This window comes from Kitasatospora sp. NPDC059088 (assembly GCF_042738155.1).
Lineage (GTDB): Bacteria > Actinomycetota > Actinomycetes > Streptomycetales > Streptomycetaceae > Kitasatospora.
Genome location: NZ_JBHYGR010000052.1, coordinates 8,307 through 25,546 on the forward strand (window position 1 = coordinate 8,307; position 17,240 = coordinate 25,546).

17 protein-coding genes and 1 pseudogene are annotated in these 17,240 nt (G+C 71.8%); 12 read left to right on the forward strand and 6 right to left on the reverse strand.

Annotated elements, in window-relative coordinates:
* Positions 1–169: 169 nt before the first annotated feature.
* Positions 170–1,693, reverse strand: coding sequence for a peptide MFS transporter (locus ACFWXO_RS23305; RefSeq protein WP_380525642.1), 1,524 nt, complete (start codon positions 1,691–1,693; stop codon positions 170–172).
* A gap of 330 nt (positions 1,694–2,023) precedes the next feature.
* Between ACFWXO_RS23305 and ACFWXO_RS23310 the strand changes: the two genes are divergently transcribed.
* Together ACFWXO_RS23310 and ACFWXO_RS23315 are read left to right on the forward strand one after the other, a co-directional pair.
* Positions 2,024–2,698: a response regulator transcription factor gene (locus tag ACFWXO_RS23310; protein WP_030290974.1), complete on the forward strand. Its 675-nt coding sequence runs from the start codon at positions 2,024–2,026 to the stop codon at positions 2,696–2,698.
* A gap of 63 nt (positions 2,699–2,761) precedes the next feature.
* Complete coding sequence (locus tag ACFWXO_RS23315) at positions 2,762–4,009, forward strand: ATP-binding protein (RefSeq protein WP_375894788.1); 1,248 nt, start codon at positions 2,762–2,764, stop codon at positions 4,007–4,009.
* A gap of 90 nt (positions 4,010–4,099) precedes the next feature.
* Here the strand turns inward: ACFWXO_RS23315 and ACFWXO_RS23320 are convergent.
* Positions 4,100–4,402 (reverse strand): annotated as a pseudogene (locus ACFWXO_RS23320) (ester cyclase); the annotation flags it as partial.
* Between the two features lie 124 nt (positions 4,403–4,526).
* A complete protein-coding gene (locus ACFWXO_RS23325) occupies positions 4,527–5,108 on the reverse strand; it encodes a GtrA family protein (RefSeq protein ID WP_375894791.1) in 582 nt (193 codons plus the stop codon).
* Between the two features lie 288 nt (positions 5,109–5,396).
* Between ACFWXO_RS23325 and ACFWXO_RS23330 the strand changes: the two genes are divergently transcribed.
* Genes ACFWXO_RS23330 through ACFWXO_RS23340 form a run of 3 tightly spaced genes read left to right on the forward strand, consistent with a single transcriptional unit; the run spans position 5,397 to position 8,325 of the window.
* On the forward strand, positions 5,397–6,536 hold the full coding sequence (locus ACFWXO_RS23330; RefSeq protein WP_375894794.1) for a 5-(carboxyamino)imidazole ribonucleotide synthase: 1,140 nt from the start codon (positions 5,397–5,399) through the stop codon (positions 6,534–6,536).
* Positions 6,533–7,057: a 5-(carboxyamino)imidazole ribonucleotide mutase gene (gene purE / locus ACFWXO_RS23335; RefSeq protein ID WP_380525643.1), complete on the forward strand. Its 525-nt coding sequence runs from the start codon at positions 6,533–6,535 to the stop codon at positions 7,055–7,057. The genes ACFWXO_RS23330 and purE overlap by 4 nt, the downstream gene beginning before the upstream one ends.
* Positions 7,058–7,089: 32 nt before the next feature.
* The gene (locus tag ACFWXO_RS23340) at positions 7,090–8,325 is read left to right on the forward strand and encodes a dipeptidase (protein WP_380525644.1); all 1,236 of its coding nucleotides are present in this window, start codon (positions 7,090–7,092) and stop codon (positions 8,323–8,325) included.
* Between the two features lie 10 nt (positions 8,326–8,335).
* Here ACFWXO_RS23340 and ACFWXO_RS23345 read toward each other — a convergent pair whose 3' ends face one another.
* Positions 8,336–8,749 carry a CoA-binding protein gene (locus tag ACFWXO_RS23345; protein WP_375894801.1) on the reverse strand — a complete coding sequence of 138 codons (414 nt, stop codon included), beginning with the start codon at positions 8,747–8,749 and terminating at the stop codon, positions 8,336–8,338.
* A gap of 346 nt (positions 8,750–9,095) precedes the next feature.
* Here ACFWXO_RS23345 and ACFWXO_RS23350 point away from each other — a divergent pair, with 346 nt between their 5' ends.
* A complete protein-coding gene (locus tag ACFWXO_RS23350; RefSeq protein ID WP_375894804.1) occupies positions 9,096–10,025 on the forward strand; it encodes a hypothetical protein in 930 nt (309 codons plus the stop codon).
* A 16-nt stretch (positions 10,026–10,041) separates the two neighbouring features.
* Here ACFWXO_RS23350 and ACFWXO_RS23355 read toward each other — a convergent pair whose 3' ends face one another.
* On the reverse strand, positions 10,042–11,379 hold the full coding sequence (locus ACFWXO_RS23355) for a UDP-glucose dehydrogenase family protein (RefSeq protein WP_375894807.1): 1,338 nt from the start codon (positions 11,377–11,379) through the stop codon (positions 10,042–10,044).
* 219 nt (positions 11,380–11,598) lie between these two features.
* Between ACFWXO_RS23355 and ACFWXO_RS23360 the strand changes: the two genes are divergently transcribed.
* The 3 genes from ACFWXO_RS23360 to ACFWXO_RS23370 all read left to right on the forward strand — a co-directional run bounded on the left by ACFWXO_RS23360 (position 11,599) and on the right by ACFWXO_RS23370 (position 14,337).
* A complete protein-coding gene (locus ACFWXO_RS23360) occupies positions 11,599–12,765 on the forward strand; it encodes an acyl-CoA dehydrogenase family protein (RefSeq protein ID WP_380525645.1) in 1,167 nt (388 codons plus the stop codon).
* Positions 12,766–12,933: 168 nt separating this feature from the next.
* A complete protein-coding gene (locus tag ACFWXO_RS23365; RefSeq protein ID WP_380525646.1) occupies positions 12,934–13,800 on the forward strand; it encodes an oxidoreductase in 867 nt (288 codons plus the stop codon).
* Positions 13,801–13,860: 60 nt separating this feature from the next.
* On the forward strand, positions 13,861–14,337 hold the full coding sequence (locus tag ACFWXO_RS23370; protein WP_380525647.1) for a GNAT family N-acetyltransferase: 477 nt from the start codon (positions 13,861–13,863) through the stop codon (positions 14,335–14,337).
* Positions 14,338–14,371: 34 nt separating this feature from the next.
* On the opposite strand, the gene ACFWXO_RS23375 is transcribed toward ACFWXO_RS23370, so the two are convergent.
* Positions 14,372–14,968 carry an NAD(P)H-dependent oxidoreductase gene (locus ACFWXO_RS23375; protein ID WP_375897336.1) on the reverse strand — a complete coding sequence of 199 codons (597 nt, stop codon included), beginning with the start codon at positions 14,966–14,968 and terminating at the stop codon, positions 14,372–14,374.
* A 127-nt stretch (positions 14,969–15,095) separates the two neighbouring features.
* Here ACFWXO_RS23375 and ACFWXO_RS23380 point away from each other — a divergent pair, with 127 nt between their 5' ends.
* The 3 genes from ACFWXO_RS23380 (at position 15,096) to ACFWXO_RS23390 (ending at position 17,151) form a co-directional block, all read left to right on the forward strand.
* Positions 15,096–15,545, forward strand: a complete 450-nt coding sequence (locus tag ACFWXO_RS23380; RefSeq protein WP_375897339.1) for a MarR family winged helix-turn-helix transcriptional regulator — start codon at positions 15,096–15,098, stop codon at positions 15,543–15,545.
* 122 nt (positions 15,546–15,667) lie between these two features.
* Positions 15,668–16,168, forward strand: coding sequence for a peptidylprolyl isomerase (locus tag ACFWXO_RS23385; RefSeq protein ID WP_375897342.1), 501 nt, complete (start codon positions 15,668–15,670; stop codon positions 16,166–16,168).
* A 179-nt stretch (positions 16,169–16,347) separates the two neighbouring features.
* On the forward strand, positions 16,348–17,151 hold the full coding sequence (locus tag ACFWXO_RS23390) for an arylamine N-acetyltransferase (protein ID WP_380525648.1): 804 nt from the start codon (positions 16,348–16,350) through the stop codon (positions 17,149–17,151).
* The last annotated feature ends 89 nt before the right edge of the window (positions 17,152–17,240 follow it).

Consider the following 17,240-nt stretch of genomic DNA (forward strand, 5'->3'; position numbering starts at 1 on the left):
GGGGGCCGTTTGCGGGGGTGGGTGTGTGGGTGGATGGGGGGGTCCAAATCGCCACCCGGGGGGGGCCCGTGGGGGGTATAAACCCGGGCCGAAACCGCCCGGGGCCGCCGCGGATCTCAGGAATCCACGGCGGCCCCGGGGCCTCAGCGGCCCGGCCTCAGGAGCGGCGTCAGCGGACGTCGCCCATGAGCGACTGGACGCGCTTGCGGTAGCTGTAGACCGCGAAGCCCGCGAGGCACGCGAGGGCGGCCTGCATGCCGATGATGCCGGTGCCGTCCAGGTTGACGCCGGCCAGCGACAGGAGGCTGGTGGTGCAGTCACCGGCGGTGACGGCGAGGAACCAGACGCCCATCATCTGGGAGGCGTACTTCTGCGGCGCCATCTTGGTGGTGACCGAGAGGCCGACCGGGGAGAGGCAGAGCTCGCCGATGGTCTGGATCATGTAGATCGAGACCAGCCACATCGGGGAGACCTTGGTGCCGTCGCCCGCCATGTTCATCGGGACGATGAAGATGAAGAACGAGGCGCCGATCAGGACCAGGCCCATCGCGAACTTCGTGATGGTGTTGGGCTCCTTGTTGCGGCGCGACAGCCACAGCCACAGCCAGGCGAAGACCGGCGCGAGCGCCATCACGAACAGCGGGTTCAGCGACTGGTACCAGGTGGACGAGAAGCCGAGGCCGAGGACCTTGTCCGCGGTGTTCTTGTCCGCGAACAGGGACAGGGTGGACCCGCCCTGGTCGTAGATCATCCAGAACGCGGCGGCCGCGACGAAGAACCAGATGTAGGCGGTCATCTTGGACTGCTCGCCGGCGTCCAGCTGCTTGTCGCGCTTGATGCGGACCAGCACGACGACCGGGATGGCCAGACCCGCGATGGTCAGCGGGACGAGGGCCCAGTTCAGGGTGTAGACACCGAGCGCGACGACGGCGGCGTAGAAGACGACGCCCGCCAGGATCACGGCGCCGGCCTTCATCAGCAGGCTCTTGCGCTCCGCGGCCTGCAGCGGGTTGGGGACGACGCTGCTCTTCGGGCTCAGGTGGCGGGTGCCCATGAGGAACTGGGCCAGGCCGAGGCCCATGCCGACCGCGGCGAGCGCGAAGCCCAGGTGCCAGTTGTACTCCTTGCCGACCGTTCCGATGATGAACGGGGCGGCGAAGGCGCCGAGGTTGATGCTCATGTAGAAGACGGTGAAACCGCCGTCGCGACGCGGGTCCTCGGGACCGTTGTACAGGTGGCCGACCATCGTGGAGATGTTGGCCTTGAGCAGCCCGGAGCCGACCGCGACCAGGAGCAGGCCGACGAAGAACGCCGCCTGGCCCGGGACGGCCAGTGCGAGGTGGCCCGCCATGATCACGAAACCGGCGACGGTGACGGTCTTGCGGGCGCCCCAGACCCGGTCGCCGAACCAGCCGCCCGGGTACGCCATGAGGTAGACCATGGAGACGTAGACGGAGTAGATGGCCGTGGCCATCGTCGCCTTCATCGCGAGGCCGCCGCCCTGGCTGCCGGCTGCCGCGTCGGCACCGCCGGAGACCAGGTAGTAGATCAGCAGGGCGCGCATGCCGTAGTAGGAGAACCGCTCCCACATCTCGGTCATGAACAGCGTGGCGAGGCCTCGGGGGTGCCCGAGGAAGGTCTTGCCGCTGGGGGAGGCCGACGCGAGGTCGGCGGCCCGGGTGGTAGACGCCATGTGTAGTCGTTCCTTGCCTGACAGCGTCCGCCTGGGGGGGTGGCGGCGGACGAGGACTTGAACCACTCTACGTGGCGATATTTGGCGTTATCAGATGACAAACATTGCGAATCGCTCTGCTTAATAACAAAGTTGGCAACAGATCTGCCCGATTGATCCATGGTAGACGGGCGCGTCTTCCTTCGGTTCAAAGATCCAAGCGGGGATTCTTCGCCGAACGGCCGGTCAGCGGCGCTCCGTTGGCCCCCGACGGTCCCTTCTATAACGATCACCGTCTGTGAACTACCTCACAGGGGGTACGGGCATACGCGGGACGACTACCATCACCACATGACCTGTGTGCTGCTCGCCGAGGACGATCCGGCGATCTCCGAACCTCTCGCCCGGGCCCTGCGACGCGAGGGCTATGAGGTGCTCGTCCGCGAGGACGGGCCGACCGCACTCGCCGCCGGCCTCACCGAGGAGGTCGACCTCGTCGTCCTCGACCTCGGCCTGCCCGAGATGGACGGCCTCGAGGTCTGCCGCCGCCTGCGCGCCGACGGCAAGAGCTGCCCCGTCCTGGTGCTCACCGCCCGCGCCGACGAGGTGGACACCGTGGTCGGCCTGGACGCCGGCGCCGACGACTACGTGACCAAGCCCTTCCGCCTGGCCGAGCTGCTCGCCCGCGTCCGGGCCCTGCTCCGGCGCGGCAACGTCGACCAGCTCACCACCGGCGCGCACGGGGTGAAGATCGACATCGAGTCCCACCGCGCCTGGCTCGGCGAGGAGGAGCTGACCCTCTCCGCCAAGGAGTTCGAGCTGCTGCGCGTCCTGGTCCGCGACGCCGGCCGGGTGGTCACCCGCGAGGAGATCATGCGGCAGGTCTGGGACACCACCTGGTGGACCTCGACCAAGACCCTGGACATGCACATCTCCTGGCTCCGCAAGAAGCTCGGCGACGACGCGGCGAACCCGCGCTACATCGCCACGGTGCGCGGGGTCGGCTTCCGGTTCGAGAAGAATTAGCCGCGTACGGAGATCATGGCCGGGCGGCGGCCGATGCAGTGGAACACCTCGGGGAGCAGCAGCGTGAAACGCAGGATGATCAACTCGCTGCTGGTCGTCGTCCTGGTGGTCGTCGTGGTGTTCTGCGTGCCGCTCGCCCTGGTCGAGAAGCGCAGCATCGTCGACGCCGCCCAGGACCGGGTGGACGCGACCGCCGTCCGGGTGCTCGCCCTGGTCGAGAGCCGGCTCGCCGCCGGTGAGTCGGTCAAGGAGGGGCGGGTCTTCGAGAGCCAGGTCACCGAGGGCAGCTACGTCGAGGTGCAGATCCCCGGCCAGCAGGTCCTCTCGGCCGGCCGCCCGCCCGCCGGGAACCACCTGCTGCGGGCCGCCGAACACGGCACCAGCGGCGAGATCGTCACCGTCGAGCAGTCCCGCGAGGACGTCGACCACGAGATCGCCAACAACCTGCTGCTGCTCGGCGTGGTCGCCCTGCTGGCCGTCCAGGCCGCCGTCGCGCTCGCCGTCTGGCAGGCCAAGCGACTCGCCCGGCCGCTCACCGACCTCGCCGAGACCGCCGAACGGCTCGGCTCCGGCGACCCGCGCCCGCGCAACCGCCGGTACGGGGTGCCCGAACTCGACCGGATCGCCGAGGTGCTGGACACCAGCGCCGAGCGGATCGCCCGGATGCTCACCGCCGAACGCCGGCTCGCCGCCGACGCCTCGCACCAGCTGCGCACCCCGCTCACCGCACTGTCGATGCGGCTGGAGGAGATCACCGCCCTCGCCGAGGAGCCGGAGACCGTCAAGGAGGAGGCGACCATCGCCCTCCAGCAGGTCGAACGGCTCACCGACGTCGTCCAGCGGCTGCTCACCACCCAGCGCGACCCGCGCAGCCCCACCGCCGTCGCCTTCGACCTGGACGAGGTGATCAAGCAGCAGGTGGAGGAGTGGGGCCCGACGCTGCGCGAGCAGGGCCGGGTGCTGTCCCTGGAGGGCCTGCACGGGGTCACCGCGGTCGGCACCCCGGGGACGGTCGCCCAGGTGCTCGCCACCCTGATCGAGAACTCACTGATGCACGGCGCCGGGACGATCACCCTGCGGGTGCGGCCCTCCGGCACCTCGGTGGTGGTCGAGGTGCAGGACCAGGGCGCCGGAGTGCCGGCCGACCTCGGCAACCGGGTGTTCGAGCGGGCCGTCAGCGGCCGCAACTCCACCGGCATCGGCCTGGCCGTCGCCCGCGACCTCGCGGAGGCGGACGGCGGGCGGCTGGAGCTGCTCTCCTTGAAGCCCCCGGTGTTCGCGCTGTTCCTCGGGCGCAGCCACGAGGACTGAGCGGGGTACGAGGGCTGCGCGGGGCAGGGGGACGCGGACGGAGCCGGGTACGAGGACCGGGCCGGGTACGAGGACCGGGCGCGGTCAGCGGGCCCCGTCGAGCCGGACGTCGCGGACCACGTCGAGGTCGGTGAAGGTGGGCGGCGCGTCGCAGAGCGCCACCATCTCGCGGAAGATCCGGTCCGTCTCGGGGAGCTTCGAGTTGCGCATCGCCTCCTCGTAGGAGGGGAACTCCACGATCTCCACCACGTGGCGGGCATCCGAGCGGTCGGCGCCGACGACCGCGTGCGAGGCGGTCCGGCGGCCCTTGGTGGCCTCGACCCAGGTGTCCATGAGCCGGTTGAGGTCGTCGAGCCGGTCGGTCTTGCAGTCGATGATCTGGACGAACGCCATGGCGAGCCTCCTGGGACCCCCTCGGCCTCTCGATCGTCCGCGGGCCGTGCTCGCCCTCGGTCACCACTGTCCTCTCGCGGGGGCGGACCCGGCAAGGGGGAGGGGAGGGGCGGTCGCCGAGCGGCTACTCGGCCTTGGCGTAGCGGATCTGCTCGGCGGCCAGCATCAGCTCGGCCTGGGCGGCCAGCTCCCGGCCGTCGGCGGCCTCCGCGGCCTCCGCGGCTTCCCCGGTCCGTGCGGCCTCCGTGGCGTGTGCGGCCTGCGGGCTCGGCACGTTCGGTACGGGGGCCGTCTCGGGCAGCGCCTTGAAGACCCAGGTGCGGTACGAGACGAAGCGGAACACGGTGGCGATGGCGAGGCCGACGACCTTGGCGCCCATCTTCTCGAAGTTCGAGTCCAGGCCCAGCACGTACTGGGAGAAGCCGAGCACACCGGTCTCGATCAGCATGCCGAAGCCGCTGAACACCAGGAAGAGGGTGATCTCCCGCTTGCGGGAGTCGGCGTCGCGGTCCCGGTACAGCCAGTACCGGTAGCCGAGGTAGTTGGTGGCGATCGCGATCACCGTGGCGGCGATGTTGGACCGCAGCGAGGCGATGCCCAGGCCGATGTTGCAGACCCAGAAGACGGCGAAGTTGACCACGACCCCGCTCAGGCCGACGATGCCGAACTTCACGACCTCGCCCCTGATCCCACGCACCTTCTGCATGAGTGAGGGGTTCGAAGCTGTGGTCGTCGCCATACCGGGTGGCCTCCATGTACCTGCGGGGAAAGGGTGTCCCACTGGGCCGGGGACACCCCTTGAGCCCTGCGTGCACGCACATGATCCGACCGCGCGGACGAGGACCTAGCCGTCCAGGCTACCCGCTTCCACCGAACGGCTCAGCCGTCCGGAGGAGGGGTTGACATCTACGCGCGTCCACTACTCACACCCCCACCGCGGCTCCATGGCCCCCACCGGCCCGGATATCCTGGCGAGGTGACTTCCCCGGGCAATGTGAATTTTCCAGTGGTGGGCATGATCGGTGGCGGGCAGCTGGCCCGCATGGCACACCAGGCGGGCATCCCGCTCGGGGTCAGGTTCAAGCTCCTCGCCGACACCCCCCAGGACTCCGCCGCACAGGTGGTGTCCGACGTCGTCCTCGGTGACTACCGGGACCTCGACACCCTGCGCCGCTTCGCGGCCGGGTGCGACGTGATCACCTTCGACCACGAGCACGTCCCCACCGAGCACCTGCGGGCCCTGGAGGCCGACGGCATCGCCGTCCGCCCCGGCCCGGAGGCGCTGGTCAACGCCCAGGACAAGGGCGTGATGCGGGCCAAGCTCGACTCCATCGGGGTGCCCTGCCCCCGGCACCGGATCGTCGCCGACCCGGCCGACGTCACCGCCTTCGCGAACGAGGGCACCGGCTACCCCGTCGTGCTCAAGACCGTCCGCGGCGGCTACGACGGCAAGGGCGTCTGGGTCGTCGACGACGAGCGGGAGGCCCAGGCGCCGTTCCTGGCCGGCGTCCCCGTGCTGGCCGAGGAGAAGGTCGACTTCGTCCGCGAGCTGGCCGCCAACGTGGTCCGCTCGCCCAGCGGCCAGGCCGTCGCCTACCCGGTCGTCGAGAGCGTCCAGGAGAACGGCGTCTGCGCCGAGGTCACCGCCCCCGCACCGGACCTCGACCCCGCCCTGTCCGATGAGGCCCAGCAGCTCGCCCTGCGGATCGCCGGCGACCTCGGCATCGTCGGCCACCTCGCCGTCGAGCTGTTCCAGACCCGGGACGGCCGGATCCTGGTCAACGAGCTGGCCATGCGCCCGCACAACTCCGGGCACTGGACCCAGGACGGCGCGGTCACCTCGCAGTTCGAGAACCACCTGCGGGCCGTCCTCGACCTCCCGCTCGGCGACCCCCGGCCGCGCGCCAAGTGGACCGTCATGGTCAACGTCCTCGGCGGCGACTACCCGGACATGTACCACGCCTTCCTGCACTGCATGGCCCGCGACCCCGGGCTGCGGATCCACATGTACGGGAAGGACGTGAAGCCCGGCCGCAAGGTCGGCCACGTCAACGTCTTCGGGGACGACCTCGACGACGTCCGCGAGCGCGCCCGCCACGCGGCCGCCTACCTGCGAGGAACGATCACCGAATGACCAACCCTCTTGTCGGCATCGTGATGGGTTCGGACTCCGACTGGCCGGTCATGGAGGCCGCCGCCCAGGCCCTGGACGAGTTCGAGATCCCGTACGAGGTGGACGTCGTCTCCGCCCACCGGATGCCCCGCGAGATGGTCGCGTACGGCGAGCGGGCCCACGGGCGCGGCCTCAAGGCGATCATCGCCGGCGCCGGCGGCGCGGCCCACCTGCCGGGCATGCTGGCCTCCGTCACCCCGCTGCCGGTCATCGGCGTGCCGGTGCCGCTGCGCTACCTGGACGGCATGGACAGCCTGCTGTCGATCGTCCAGATGCCGGCCGGCGTGCCGGTGGCGACCGTCTCGGTGGCCGGCGCGCGCAACGCGGGCCTGCTCGCGGTGCGGATGCTCGCCGCCTTCGACCCGGAACTCACCGAGAAGATGACCGAGTTCCAGGCCGAGCTGAACAACCAGGCCACCGAGAAGGGCAAGAAGCTCCGCGCCAAGGTGGCCGGCTCCTCGTCCTTCGGCTTCGGCAAGTAGGCCGCCCGGCGGGGTGGGGTAGAACAGCCCGTATGACTTCCGACTCCCTCACCCCGCAGGACCGATCGGACCTCCCGGACTTCCCGGACCGCCTGGACCGCGCCCGCGCCCTGCTGCGCACCGCCCCCGTGGTGGACGGCCACAACGACCTCCCCTGGGCGATGCGCGAGCAGGCCGGGTACGACCTCGGCGCGCTCGACCTCGCCGCCGACCAGAGCGAGCGCCTGCACACCGACCTCGCCCGCCTCGCCGAGGGCGGGGTCGGCGCGCAGTTCTGGTCCGTCTACGTGCCCACCTCGCTGGCCGGCGACCACGCCGTCAGCGCCACCCTGGAGCAGGTCGACTTCGTCCACGCCCTGGTCGAGCGCTACCCGGACCGGCTGCGCCTGGCCCGCACCGCCGCCGACATGGAGGCCGCCCGCGCCGAGGGCCGGATCGCCTCGCTGATGGGCGCCGAGGGCGGCCACTCGATCGACTGCTCGCTCGCGACCCTGCGCGCCCTGTACGAACTCGGCGTGCGCTACCTGACGCTCACCCACAACGACAACGTGCCGTGGGCCGACTCCGCGACCGACAAGCCGGTGGCCGGCGGGCTGACGAAGTTCGGCGAGGAGGTCGTCCGGGAGATGAACCGGCTCGGCATGCTGGTCGACCTCTCGCACGTCTCCGCCGACACCATGCGGGACGCCCTGCGGGTCACCGAGGCGCCGGTGGTCTTCTCGCACTCCTCCGCGCGCGCGGTCTGCGAGCACCCCCGCAACATCCCGGACGACGTGCTGGCCCAGCTGCCCGCCAACGGCGGCGTCGCGATGGCCACCTTCGTCCCGAAGTTCATCCTGCCCGCCGCCATCGAGTGGACCCTGGCCGCCGACGAGAACATGCGCGCCCACGGCTTCCACCCGCTGGACACCACCCCGCCCGCGATGGAGCGCCAGCGCGCCTTCGAGGCCGCCAACCCGCGCCCGATCGCCACCCCGTCCACCGTCGCCGACCACCTCGACCACATGCGCGAGGTCGCCGGCATCGACCACATCGGCATCGGCGGCGACTTCGACGGCACCGCCTTCCTGCCCGACGGCCTCGACTCGGTGGCCGGCTACCCCAACCTGGTCGCCGAACTCCTCGGCCGCCACTGGTCGGAGGCCGACCTCGCCAAGCTCACCTGGCACAACGCCGTCCGCGTCCTGCGCGACGCCGAGTCGGTCGCCGCCACACTGCGCGCCGACCGCCGGCCCTCCATCGCCACCATCGCCCGGCTCGACGGCTGATCCGAGCCTTCTAACCCAGCCGCGGGATCTCGATGGCCGGGCACTTGTCCATCACCATCGAGACCCCGGCGGCCCGGGTCCGGTCGTACGCGGCCTCGTCGACGACCCCGAGCTGGAACCAGACCGCCTTCGCGCCGACCGCCACCGCCTGGTCGGCGACCTCCCCGGCCAGCGCGCTGTTCACGAACACGTCCACCACGTCGACCGGGAACGGGATCTCGGCCAGCGAGGCGTACCCGGGCTCGCCGAGGACGGTCTCGGCCTTGGGGTGCACCGGCACGATCCGCTTGCCGTGGCGCTGGAGCACCTGCGCCACGCCGTAGGCGGCCCGGGCGGTGTTGTTGGACAGCCCGACCACCGCCCAGGTGTCGCCGCTTCCGGTGAGGATCTCGCGGACGGTCGCGCCGTCGCCGTAGGTCGTCATGCCGGTGCCAACGACGGGCGCGGGCGCGGGATTCCGGGGGCGGTCAGGTGGCGGAGGCATCGGGGGCCGGGCGGCGGCCGGCCCCCGGCCGCTCGGACGGTGACCGGTCTCCGGCAGTCGTGACGATCCGTCACCGTGCGCCTTGGCATGCTCTCCCGGTTTTCCCGGTTGACCTGCGGCGGCGGGAAATGCGCTGGAAGGCGAAGTCGTGAATTCCCCGCGTGCCCCGGGGCGGAGTGGAATTCTCATTCCAAGACTCGGCCAACACCGGCATACAACGGCCCGGGCCCAGGAACACTGGGAATCGAAGCCTTTCGGCGGGGACGCGAGTATCGGGTGGGGAAACGTGAGCGGCGATCTTGACGAATTGGCCCTGGCCGCGGCGACGGCCCTGGTATCGGGCCTGATGACGGATTCCTGGGAGGCGGTGAAGCGTGGTTTCGCCGAGCTGATCGGTCAGGACGGGCGCATGGACGCGACGCGCGCGAGGCTGGCGGAGGCGTCCGAGCCGGAGCTGCCGCAGGCCCGGGAGGCCCAGGTGGGGGCGTGGAGCACCCGGCTGCGGGACGCGCTGGGCGACGATCCGGACGTGGCCGCGGGACTGCGGGCGCTGCTCGCCGAGGGGGTGGCCCCGGCGGCGGTTGCCTCGGCCGGCCCGGTGTCCCAGAAGGCCCGCGCCGGGGACGGCGGCATGGCCGTGAACGTCGGGCGCGACGTCGGCCCGGAGGGCATCATCGCGGGCGGCGATGTGCGCATCAACAAGAGGCGCATCGCATTCATCCCGATCGCGCCCTTCATCAGCGTCACGAAGAGCGCCGCGGCGGCGCATCCGGTGGTGGCGACCGTGACCACCCTCGTCGTGGTGGCCGGGGGCGTCTCCGGCGCGGTCACCGTCTGGCAGTCCGGTGACAGCCCGCAGCCGTCCGGACTCTCCCGGATGGTCGGCGGCTGGGACGGCACCTACACGTGCGGGCAGGGTCTGACCGGAATGCATTTGCAGATATCGGCGCCGGTGAAAGCCGGGACGGTCGACGTGGTGTTCAGCTTCTTCCCGGTGCCGGCCAATCCCGGCGTTCCGCGGGGGAGTGCGACGTACACCGGAACGCTTTCGGGGGCCAGCGTCCGCCTCGACCCGGTGGCCTGGGTCGAGCGACCGTCCGACTATCAGCTCATCAACTTCGTCGGCGATCTTCCGGCGGCCGACGGCGATGCGTACAGCGGTACCGTGACCGGGGTCGGCTGTACGACCTTCACCACCCGGCACACGACGCAGTGAGCGGTGACACCCGCCGTCAGCTCGGGCGGCCCAGGGCGCGGTAGGTCCAGCCGGCGGCGCGCCAGGCGTCCGCGTCGAGGACGTTGCGGCCGTCGAGCAGTCGGCGCTCGGCCACCACGGCGCCGAGCTCGGCCGGGTCGAGCGCGCGGAACTCGGCCCACTCGGTGAGGTGGAGGACGACGTGGGCGCCCTCGGCGGCCTCCAGGGCGGAGTCGGCGTAGGCCAGGGAGGGGAACATCTTGCGGGCGTTCTCCACGGCCTTCGGGTCGTAGACGGTGACCTGGGCGCCCTGGAGCTGGATCTGGGCGGCCACGTTGAGCGCGGGGGAGTCCCGGATGTCGTCCGAGTTGGGCTTGAAGGCGGCGCCGAGGACGGCGACCCGGCGGCCCAGGAAGCCGCCGCCGCACTGCTCGCGGGCCAGTTCGACCATCCGCGAGCGGCGCCGCATGTTGATCGAGTCGACCTCGCGCAGGAAGGTCAGCGCCTGGTCGGCGCCGAGTTCGCCGGCCCGGGCCATGAAGGCGCGGATGTCCTTGGGCAGGCAGCCGCCGCCGAAGCCGAGGCCGGAGTTGAGGAACTTGCGGCCGATCCGCTCGTCGTGCCCGAGCGCGGTGGAGAGCAGCGTGACGTCCGCGCCGGCCGCCTCGCAGACCTCGGCCATCGCGTTGATGAAGGAGATCTTGGTGGCCAGGAAGGAGTTGGCGGCGGCCTTCACCAGCTCGGCGGTCGCGTAGTCGGTGACCAGGAACGGCACCCCGGCCGCGATCGGCTCCGCGTACACCTCGCGCAGCAGCCGCTCGGCGCGCTCGCTGTGGGCGCCGACCACGATCCGGTCCGGCCGCAGGGTGTCCTGGACGGCGAAGCCCTCGCGCAGGAACTCGGGGTTCCAGGCGAGTTCGGCGCCCGCGCCGACCGGCGCCAGCGCGGCCAGCCGCTCGGCCAGCCGGGCCGCCGAGCCGACCGGCACGGTGGACTTGCCGACCACCAGCGCCGGGCGGGTCAGGTGCGGTGCGAGCTCGTCGATCGCGGTGTCCACGTAGGACATGTCGGCGGCGAACTCGCCCTTGCGCTGCGGGGTGTTGACGCAGACGAAGTGGACGTCCGCGAACTCCGCGGCCTCCTTGGCGGAGGTGGTGAAGCGCAGCCGCCCGGTCGAGCCCTCGTGCCCGGCCACGTGCTTGAGCAGCAGCTCGGACAGGCCCGGCTCGTACATCGGGACCCGGCCCGCGGTGAGCGTCGCGATCTTCTCGGGATCGATGTCCAGACCCAGCACCTCGAAGCCGAACTCGGCCATCGCGGCGGCATGCGTGGCGCCGAGGTAGCCGGTGCCGATCACGGAGATGCGGAGGGTCACGGGTTCCCCTTGAGTTGCGGGTTCGGCCAGTAGAGGGTGCCCCTGATGCTATCCGTCCCGCCCGGGTCGGTACGGATCGCCCGCTCGCCGAGGACGCTAGGCAGCCGCAGGTCGGAGCCCTAGGATCTCTACTGAACGGTAGTTAACCGCGATTCGACTCGGATCCGACGCCGATCGGACAACGGTCTGCGTCGGCCACTGGACGACGAGGCAGGCATCATGGCGGGCAGCGCAGGGGCGGCTGACTTCGATCTCTTCCGTATCTCCGAGGAGCACGGGATGCTCCGTGAGGCGGTGCGTTCGCTGGCCGAGGCGAAGATCGCTCCGTTCGCGGCGGAGGTGGACGAGCAGGGCCGGTTCCCGCAGGAGGCGTTGGACGCGCTGACGGGCAACGATCTGCATGCGGTGCACGTGCCGGAGGAGTTCGGTGGTGCGGGGGCGGACGCGTTGGCGACGGTGATCGTGATCGAGGAGGTCGCGCGGGTGTGCGGCTCGTCGTCGTTGATCCCGGCGGTGAACAAGCTGGGGTCGTTGCCGGTGCAGTTGTCGGGTTCGGAGGAGTTGAAGGCGAAGTACCTGGGGGCGTTGGCGCGGGGCGAGGGGATGTTCTCGTACTGCCTGTCGGAGCCGGAGGCAGGTTCGGACGCGGCGGGGATGAAGACGCGGGCGGTGCGTGACGGTGACTTCTGGGTGCTGAACGGGGTGAAGCGCTGGATCACCAACGCGGGGGTGTCGGAGTTCTACACGGTGATGGCCGTGACGGATCCTTCGATGCGGTCGAAGGGGATCTCGGCGTTCGTGGTGGAGAAGGGCGATGCGGGGGTGTCGTTCGGGGCTCCGGAGAAGAAGTTGGGGATCAAGGGGTCGCCGACGCGTGAGGTGTACTTCGACAATGTGCGGATCCCGGCGGACCGGATGATCGGTGCGGAGGGCACGGGTTTCGCGACGGCGATGAGGACGCTGGACCACACCCGGGTGACGATCGCGGCGCAGGCGGTGGGTATCGCGCAGGGGGCGTTGGACTACGCGAAGGGCTACGTGCAGGAGCGGAAGCAGTTCGGGAAGGCGATCGCGGAGTTCCAGGGTGTGCAGTTCATGCTGGCGGACATGGCGATGAAGCTGGAGGCCGCGCGGCAGATGACGTACGTGGCGGCGGCGAAGTCGCAGCGTGGGGACGCGGATCTGACGTTCTTCGGTGCGGCGGCGAAGTGTTTCGCGTCGGACGTGGCGATGGAGGTGACCACGGACGCGGTGCAGTTGCTGGGTGGTTACGGGTACACGCGGGACTACCCGGTGGAGCGGATGATGCGGGACGCGAAGATCACCCAGATCTACGAGGGCACCAACCAGGTCCAGCGGATCGTGATGGCCCGCAACCTGCCGTAGTCGCCAGGACCTTCGCAACGGCCCCCGACCGCCGCCGTGCGGTCGGGGGCCGTCGATCGTCCGGCTGTTCGTCCGGCATCGAACCTTCCTGGACGGGCGGGCTGCCGGATGTCATAAATGATCGTCAACTCGTTTGCCGAGCACGATCATTGCGGGAGTCCACGGATCATGAGCAGCACCCCCGAGCAGCGCACCGACGGCAAGGTCTGGCTGATCACCGGCGCCAACTCCGGCTTCGGCCAGGCCATCGCCGAGGCCGCCCTGGCGGCCGGCGACACCGTGGTCGCGGCGGCCCGCCGCCCCGAGGCGCTGGCCGAACCGGCCGCCGCCCACCCGGGCCGGCTGGTCCCGGTGCGGCTGGACGTCACCGACCAGGAGCAGATCCTCGCCGTGGTCGCCGAGACCGTGCAGCGGCACGGCCGGATCGACGTCCTGGTCAACAACGCCGGGCGCGGCGTGATCGGCGCCGTCGAGGAGACCACCGACGCCGAGCTGCGCGACCTCATGGAGCTGCACTTCTTCGGCCCGGCCGCGCTCACCCGGGCCGTACTGCCGCACATGCGGGCCCGGGGCGCCGGCGCCGTGGTGCAGATGAGCAGCATGGGCGGCCGCTTCTCCTTCCCCGGCGTCGGCGCCTACTCCGCCACCAAGTTCGCCCTGGAGGGGCTCTCCGAGGCGCTGGCCCAGGAGGTGGCCGGCTTCGGGATCAAGGTGCTGGTCGTCGAGCCGGGGTCGTTCCGGACCGGCTTCGCGGGCGGCGGCGCGCTGGCCCACTCCGCCCCGATCGAGGCCTACGAGCCGCTGGTCGGCCCGGTCCGCACCGGCCTGCCGGACTCCGACGGCAAGCAGCCGGGGGACCCGGCGAAGGCCGCCGCGGCGATCCTGGCCGCGCTGGCCGCCGAGCGGACCCCGCTGCGGCTGGCGCTCGGCACCGACGCGGTGGACGCCGTCCTCGGCAACCTGGACGGTGCCCGCCAGGAGGCCGAGGCCTGGGCGGCGGTCGGCCGCGGCACGGACTTCCCGGCCGGCAGCTGACCCCGCTCGCGGGGGGAATCAGGGCGACGGCGGGCAGCCCGGCTGCCTAGGCTGCCCGCCATGCGCACCACGACCGACACGCTCGGCCTCGCCCGGCTCACCCCCGAGAACATCGACGCCGCCCTCGCCCTGCGGGTCCGGCCCGACCAGGAGGGCCTGGTCGCCCCGGTGGCGAAGTCGCTGGCCGAGGCGTACGTGTACGGGGACACGGCCTGGCCCCGGCTGATCCTGGACGGCGGCCGGCCGGTCGGCTTCGTGATGGCCTTCTTCGACATCCGCTTCCACCCCGAGCGGCCGGACGACCGCCCCCGTTCCGGCCTGTGGCGCCTGCTGGTCGACGCCGGGCGGCAGGGCGGCGGCTACGGCCGGTTCGCGGTCGAGCAGGTCTGCGCGGAGATCCGCCGCCGCGGCGGCACCCGGGCGACGGTCACCTACCACCCGGGCCCGGACGGCCCGGCCGGGTTCTACGCCCGGCTGGGCTTCCGGCCCACCGGCGAGCTGAGCGGCGACCAGGACGTGGCGGAGGTGGAGCTGTAGCCGCCCTGTCCCGCCCCGCACCGTGCGGGCCGGCTCAGTCGAGCAGCGCGGCCGCCTGCTCCCGGGCCTGTCGCAGCCACTCGGCGCGCTCGGCGGCCGGGGCGCCGGTGACGGTGCGGAACACCGTCCGCCGGACGTCGGTGACGCCGACGTACGGCAGTACGCAGGCCGCCCAGATCCGTTCCAGCGGGTCGCCGAACTCCTCGCGCTCCCGGGCCTCGGGGGTGTCCGAGGTGTTCAGCACCAGGGCCCGCCCGGCGCGCAGCAGTCCGGCGGGTTCGCCGTCGGCGGTGCCGAGCTTGTAGGCGACGCCGGGGGCCAGGACCCGCTGCACCCAGCCCGCCAGGACCGCGGGCGGCATGCCCCACCAGTTGGGGTGGATCAGCACCAGGGCGTCCAGGGTGGCCACCTCGGCGCGGTGCGCGGCGAGTTGCGGGTCGGTGGCGGTCCCGGCGTCGTCGACCGTGCCGGTCTCCCCGGCGGTGAGCAGCGGTGCGAACCCGTCGGCGTACAGGTCGTGCGCCCGCACCTCGCAGCCGCGCCCGCGCAGTTCGTCCACCACGGCCTGGTACAGCGCGTGGTTGAAGCTGCCCGGCCGCGGATGTGCCAGGTAGACCCCGATCCGGTTCATGTTCCGCCCCCCTCAGGCTGGTTGGAGGCCGATGCTACTGGCCGGCCGTTGCGGTCGCGGCCCGTGGGGCGCCCGTGGACGCCCGGCACTGTGTGCACACGCACGCAACCTCGGTACGATGAACGGCATGGACCGCGCCGATCTCTCCCTGGGCCCCCTGTCGGAGCAGGACCACGCCTTCTACGGCCTGGTCTGGGCCGGCACCACGCTGGCCGCCCGGGTGGACCGGGAGCTCGCCCGGGTGCACGGGCTGCCGCTGTCCTGGTTCGAGGTGATGCTCTGGCTGGCCGGGCAGCGGGAGCCGGTGGCGGCCTCCGACCTCGGTGCCAAGACCATGCTGAGCCGCAGCCAGGTCTCCCGGGTGGTGGACGCCCTGGCCGGGCGCGGGCTGGTGGCCCGGACGCCCTCGGCCTCGGACGCGCGCTCGGTGCGGATCGAGCTGACCGAGCGGGGCCGCGCGCTCTTCGCCGAGGCGGACGCCACCCGGCGGGCCGCCCTGGCCCCGGTGTTCACCGACCGGCTGGACCCGGCGGACATCGCCGCCCTGGAGACGGTCTGGCGCAAGCTCAAGGCCTGAGCCCCACCGGCGGCCGCCCGACGCCGGCCGGCGAGCGGGACGAGCGGGATAACACGCCGCCGTGACCTCGCCCCCTACGGGGGTGGCGCGCGACGCGCGGCCGCTCGTGCCATGATCCCTGCATGGGTTCCAACGTTTTCTTCGACATCACCATCAACGACGAGCCGGCGGGCCGCATCGTCTTCAAGCTGTACGACGACGTCGTCCCGAAGACCGCGCGCAACTTCCGTGAGCTGGCCACCGGCCAGAACGGCTTCGGCTACGAGGGCTCCGGCTTCCACCGCGTGATCCCCGCCTTCATGCTGCAGGGCGGTGACTTCACCAACCACAACGGCACCGGCGGCAAGAGCATCTACGGCGAGAAGTTCGAGGACGAGAACTTCAAGATCAAGCACACCCGCCCGGGCCTGCTGTCGATGGCCAACGCCGGCCGCAACACCAACGGCTCGCAGTTCTTCATCACCACCATCGTCACCGACTGGCTGGACGGCAAGCACGTCGTCTTCGGCGAGGTCGTCGAGGGCATGGACCTGGTGAAGAAGATCGAGGGCCTCGGCTCGCAGAGCGGCCGCACCTCGGCCGTCATCAAGATCGCCAAGTCCGGCGAGGTCGAGTCCGTCTGACCGCAGCCCTCCTGGGCCCCTGACGCACGCCACCGCCCCGGAGCGGGGAGTCGGATCCGCCGATCCCCCGCTCCGGGGCGGTGGTGTCTTCCGTGGTGCCTCCCACGGTGCCTCCCGGGGCGCGTCCTAGGCCGAAGGACCGATGCCGCACCCCTGCCGCCCGGGTGGAGAATGGGCGGGTGGATCATGAAGATGTGTACGAGGGGATGGTCCCGGCCGCGCGGACGGCCTACCTGGAGCGGATCGGGGTGCCGGATCCCGGGGAGCCGTCGGCGGCGGGTCTGGCGCGCTTGCAGGAGGCCCATCTGCGGGCCGTCCCGTTCGAGAACCTGAGCGTCCACCTCCGCGAGCCGATCGTGCTGGACCCGGCGGCGCTGGTGGCGAAGGTCGTGGACCGGCGGCGCGGCGGCTTCTGCTACGAACTCAACGGCGCCTTCGCCGAGTTGCTGACGTCGCTGGGGTACCGGGTGAGCCTGCTGGCGGCCCGGGTGTTCGACGGGGAGCGGCCCGGGCCGCCGTTCGACCACCTGGCGCTGCGGGTCGACCTGGACGAACCCTGGCTGGTCGACGTGGGGTTCGGCCGGTTCACCCGGCACCCGGTGCGGCTGGACGGGCGCGGGGACCAGAGCGACCCGCACGGTACGGCGCTGCTGCGGCCGTACGGCGACGACGGCGACCTGGACGTCCTGCTGGACGGGGTGCCGCAGTACCGGGTCGGCCGGCACCCGCACCCGCTGTCCGACTTCACCCCGACCTGCTGGTGGCACGCGACCTCGCCGAAGTCCCCGTTCGCCCGGGGGACCACCTGCTCGATGCTCGCCGCGGACGGCGGCCGCACCACCCTCAACGGCACCCGGCTGGTCCGCACCGCCCCGGACGGCACCCGCGCCGAGGAGGAACTCACCGACGCCGACGCGCTGTCCGCGTACCGCGAGCACTTCGGCATCGTGCTCGACCGGCTGCCGGGAGCCGTCCCGGCCTGAACGCGCGCGGGGGCGCGGGGGGGGGGCGGGGCGCGGGGCGCGGGGGGGGGGGCGCGCAGGCGAGGCGCCCGGCGCGGGTGGGGGGGCCG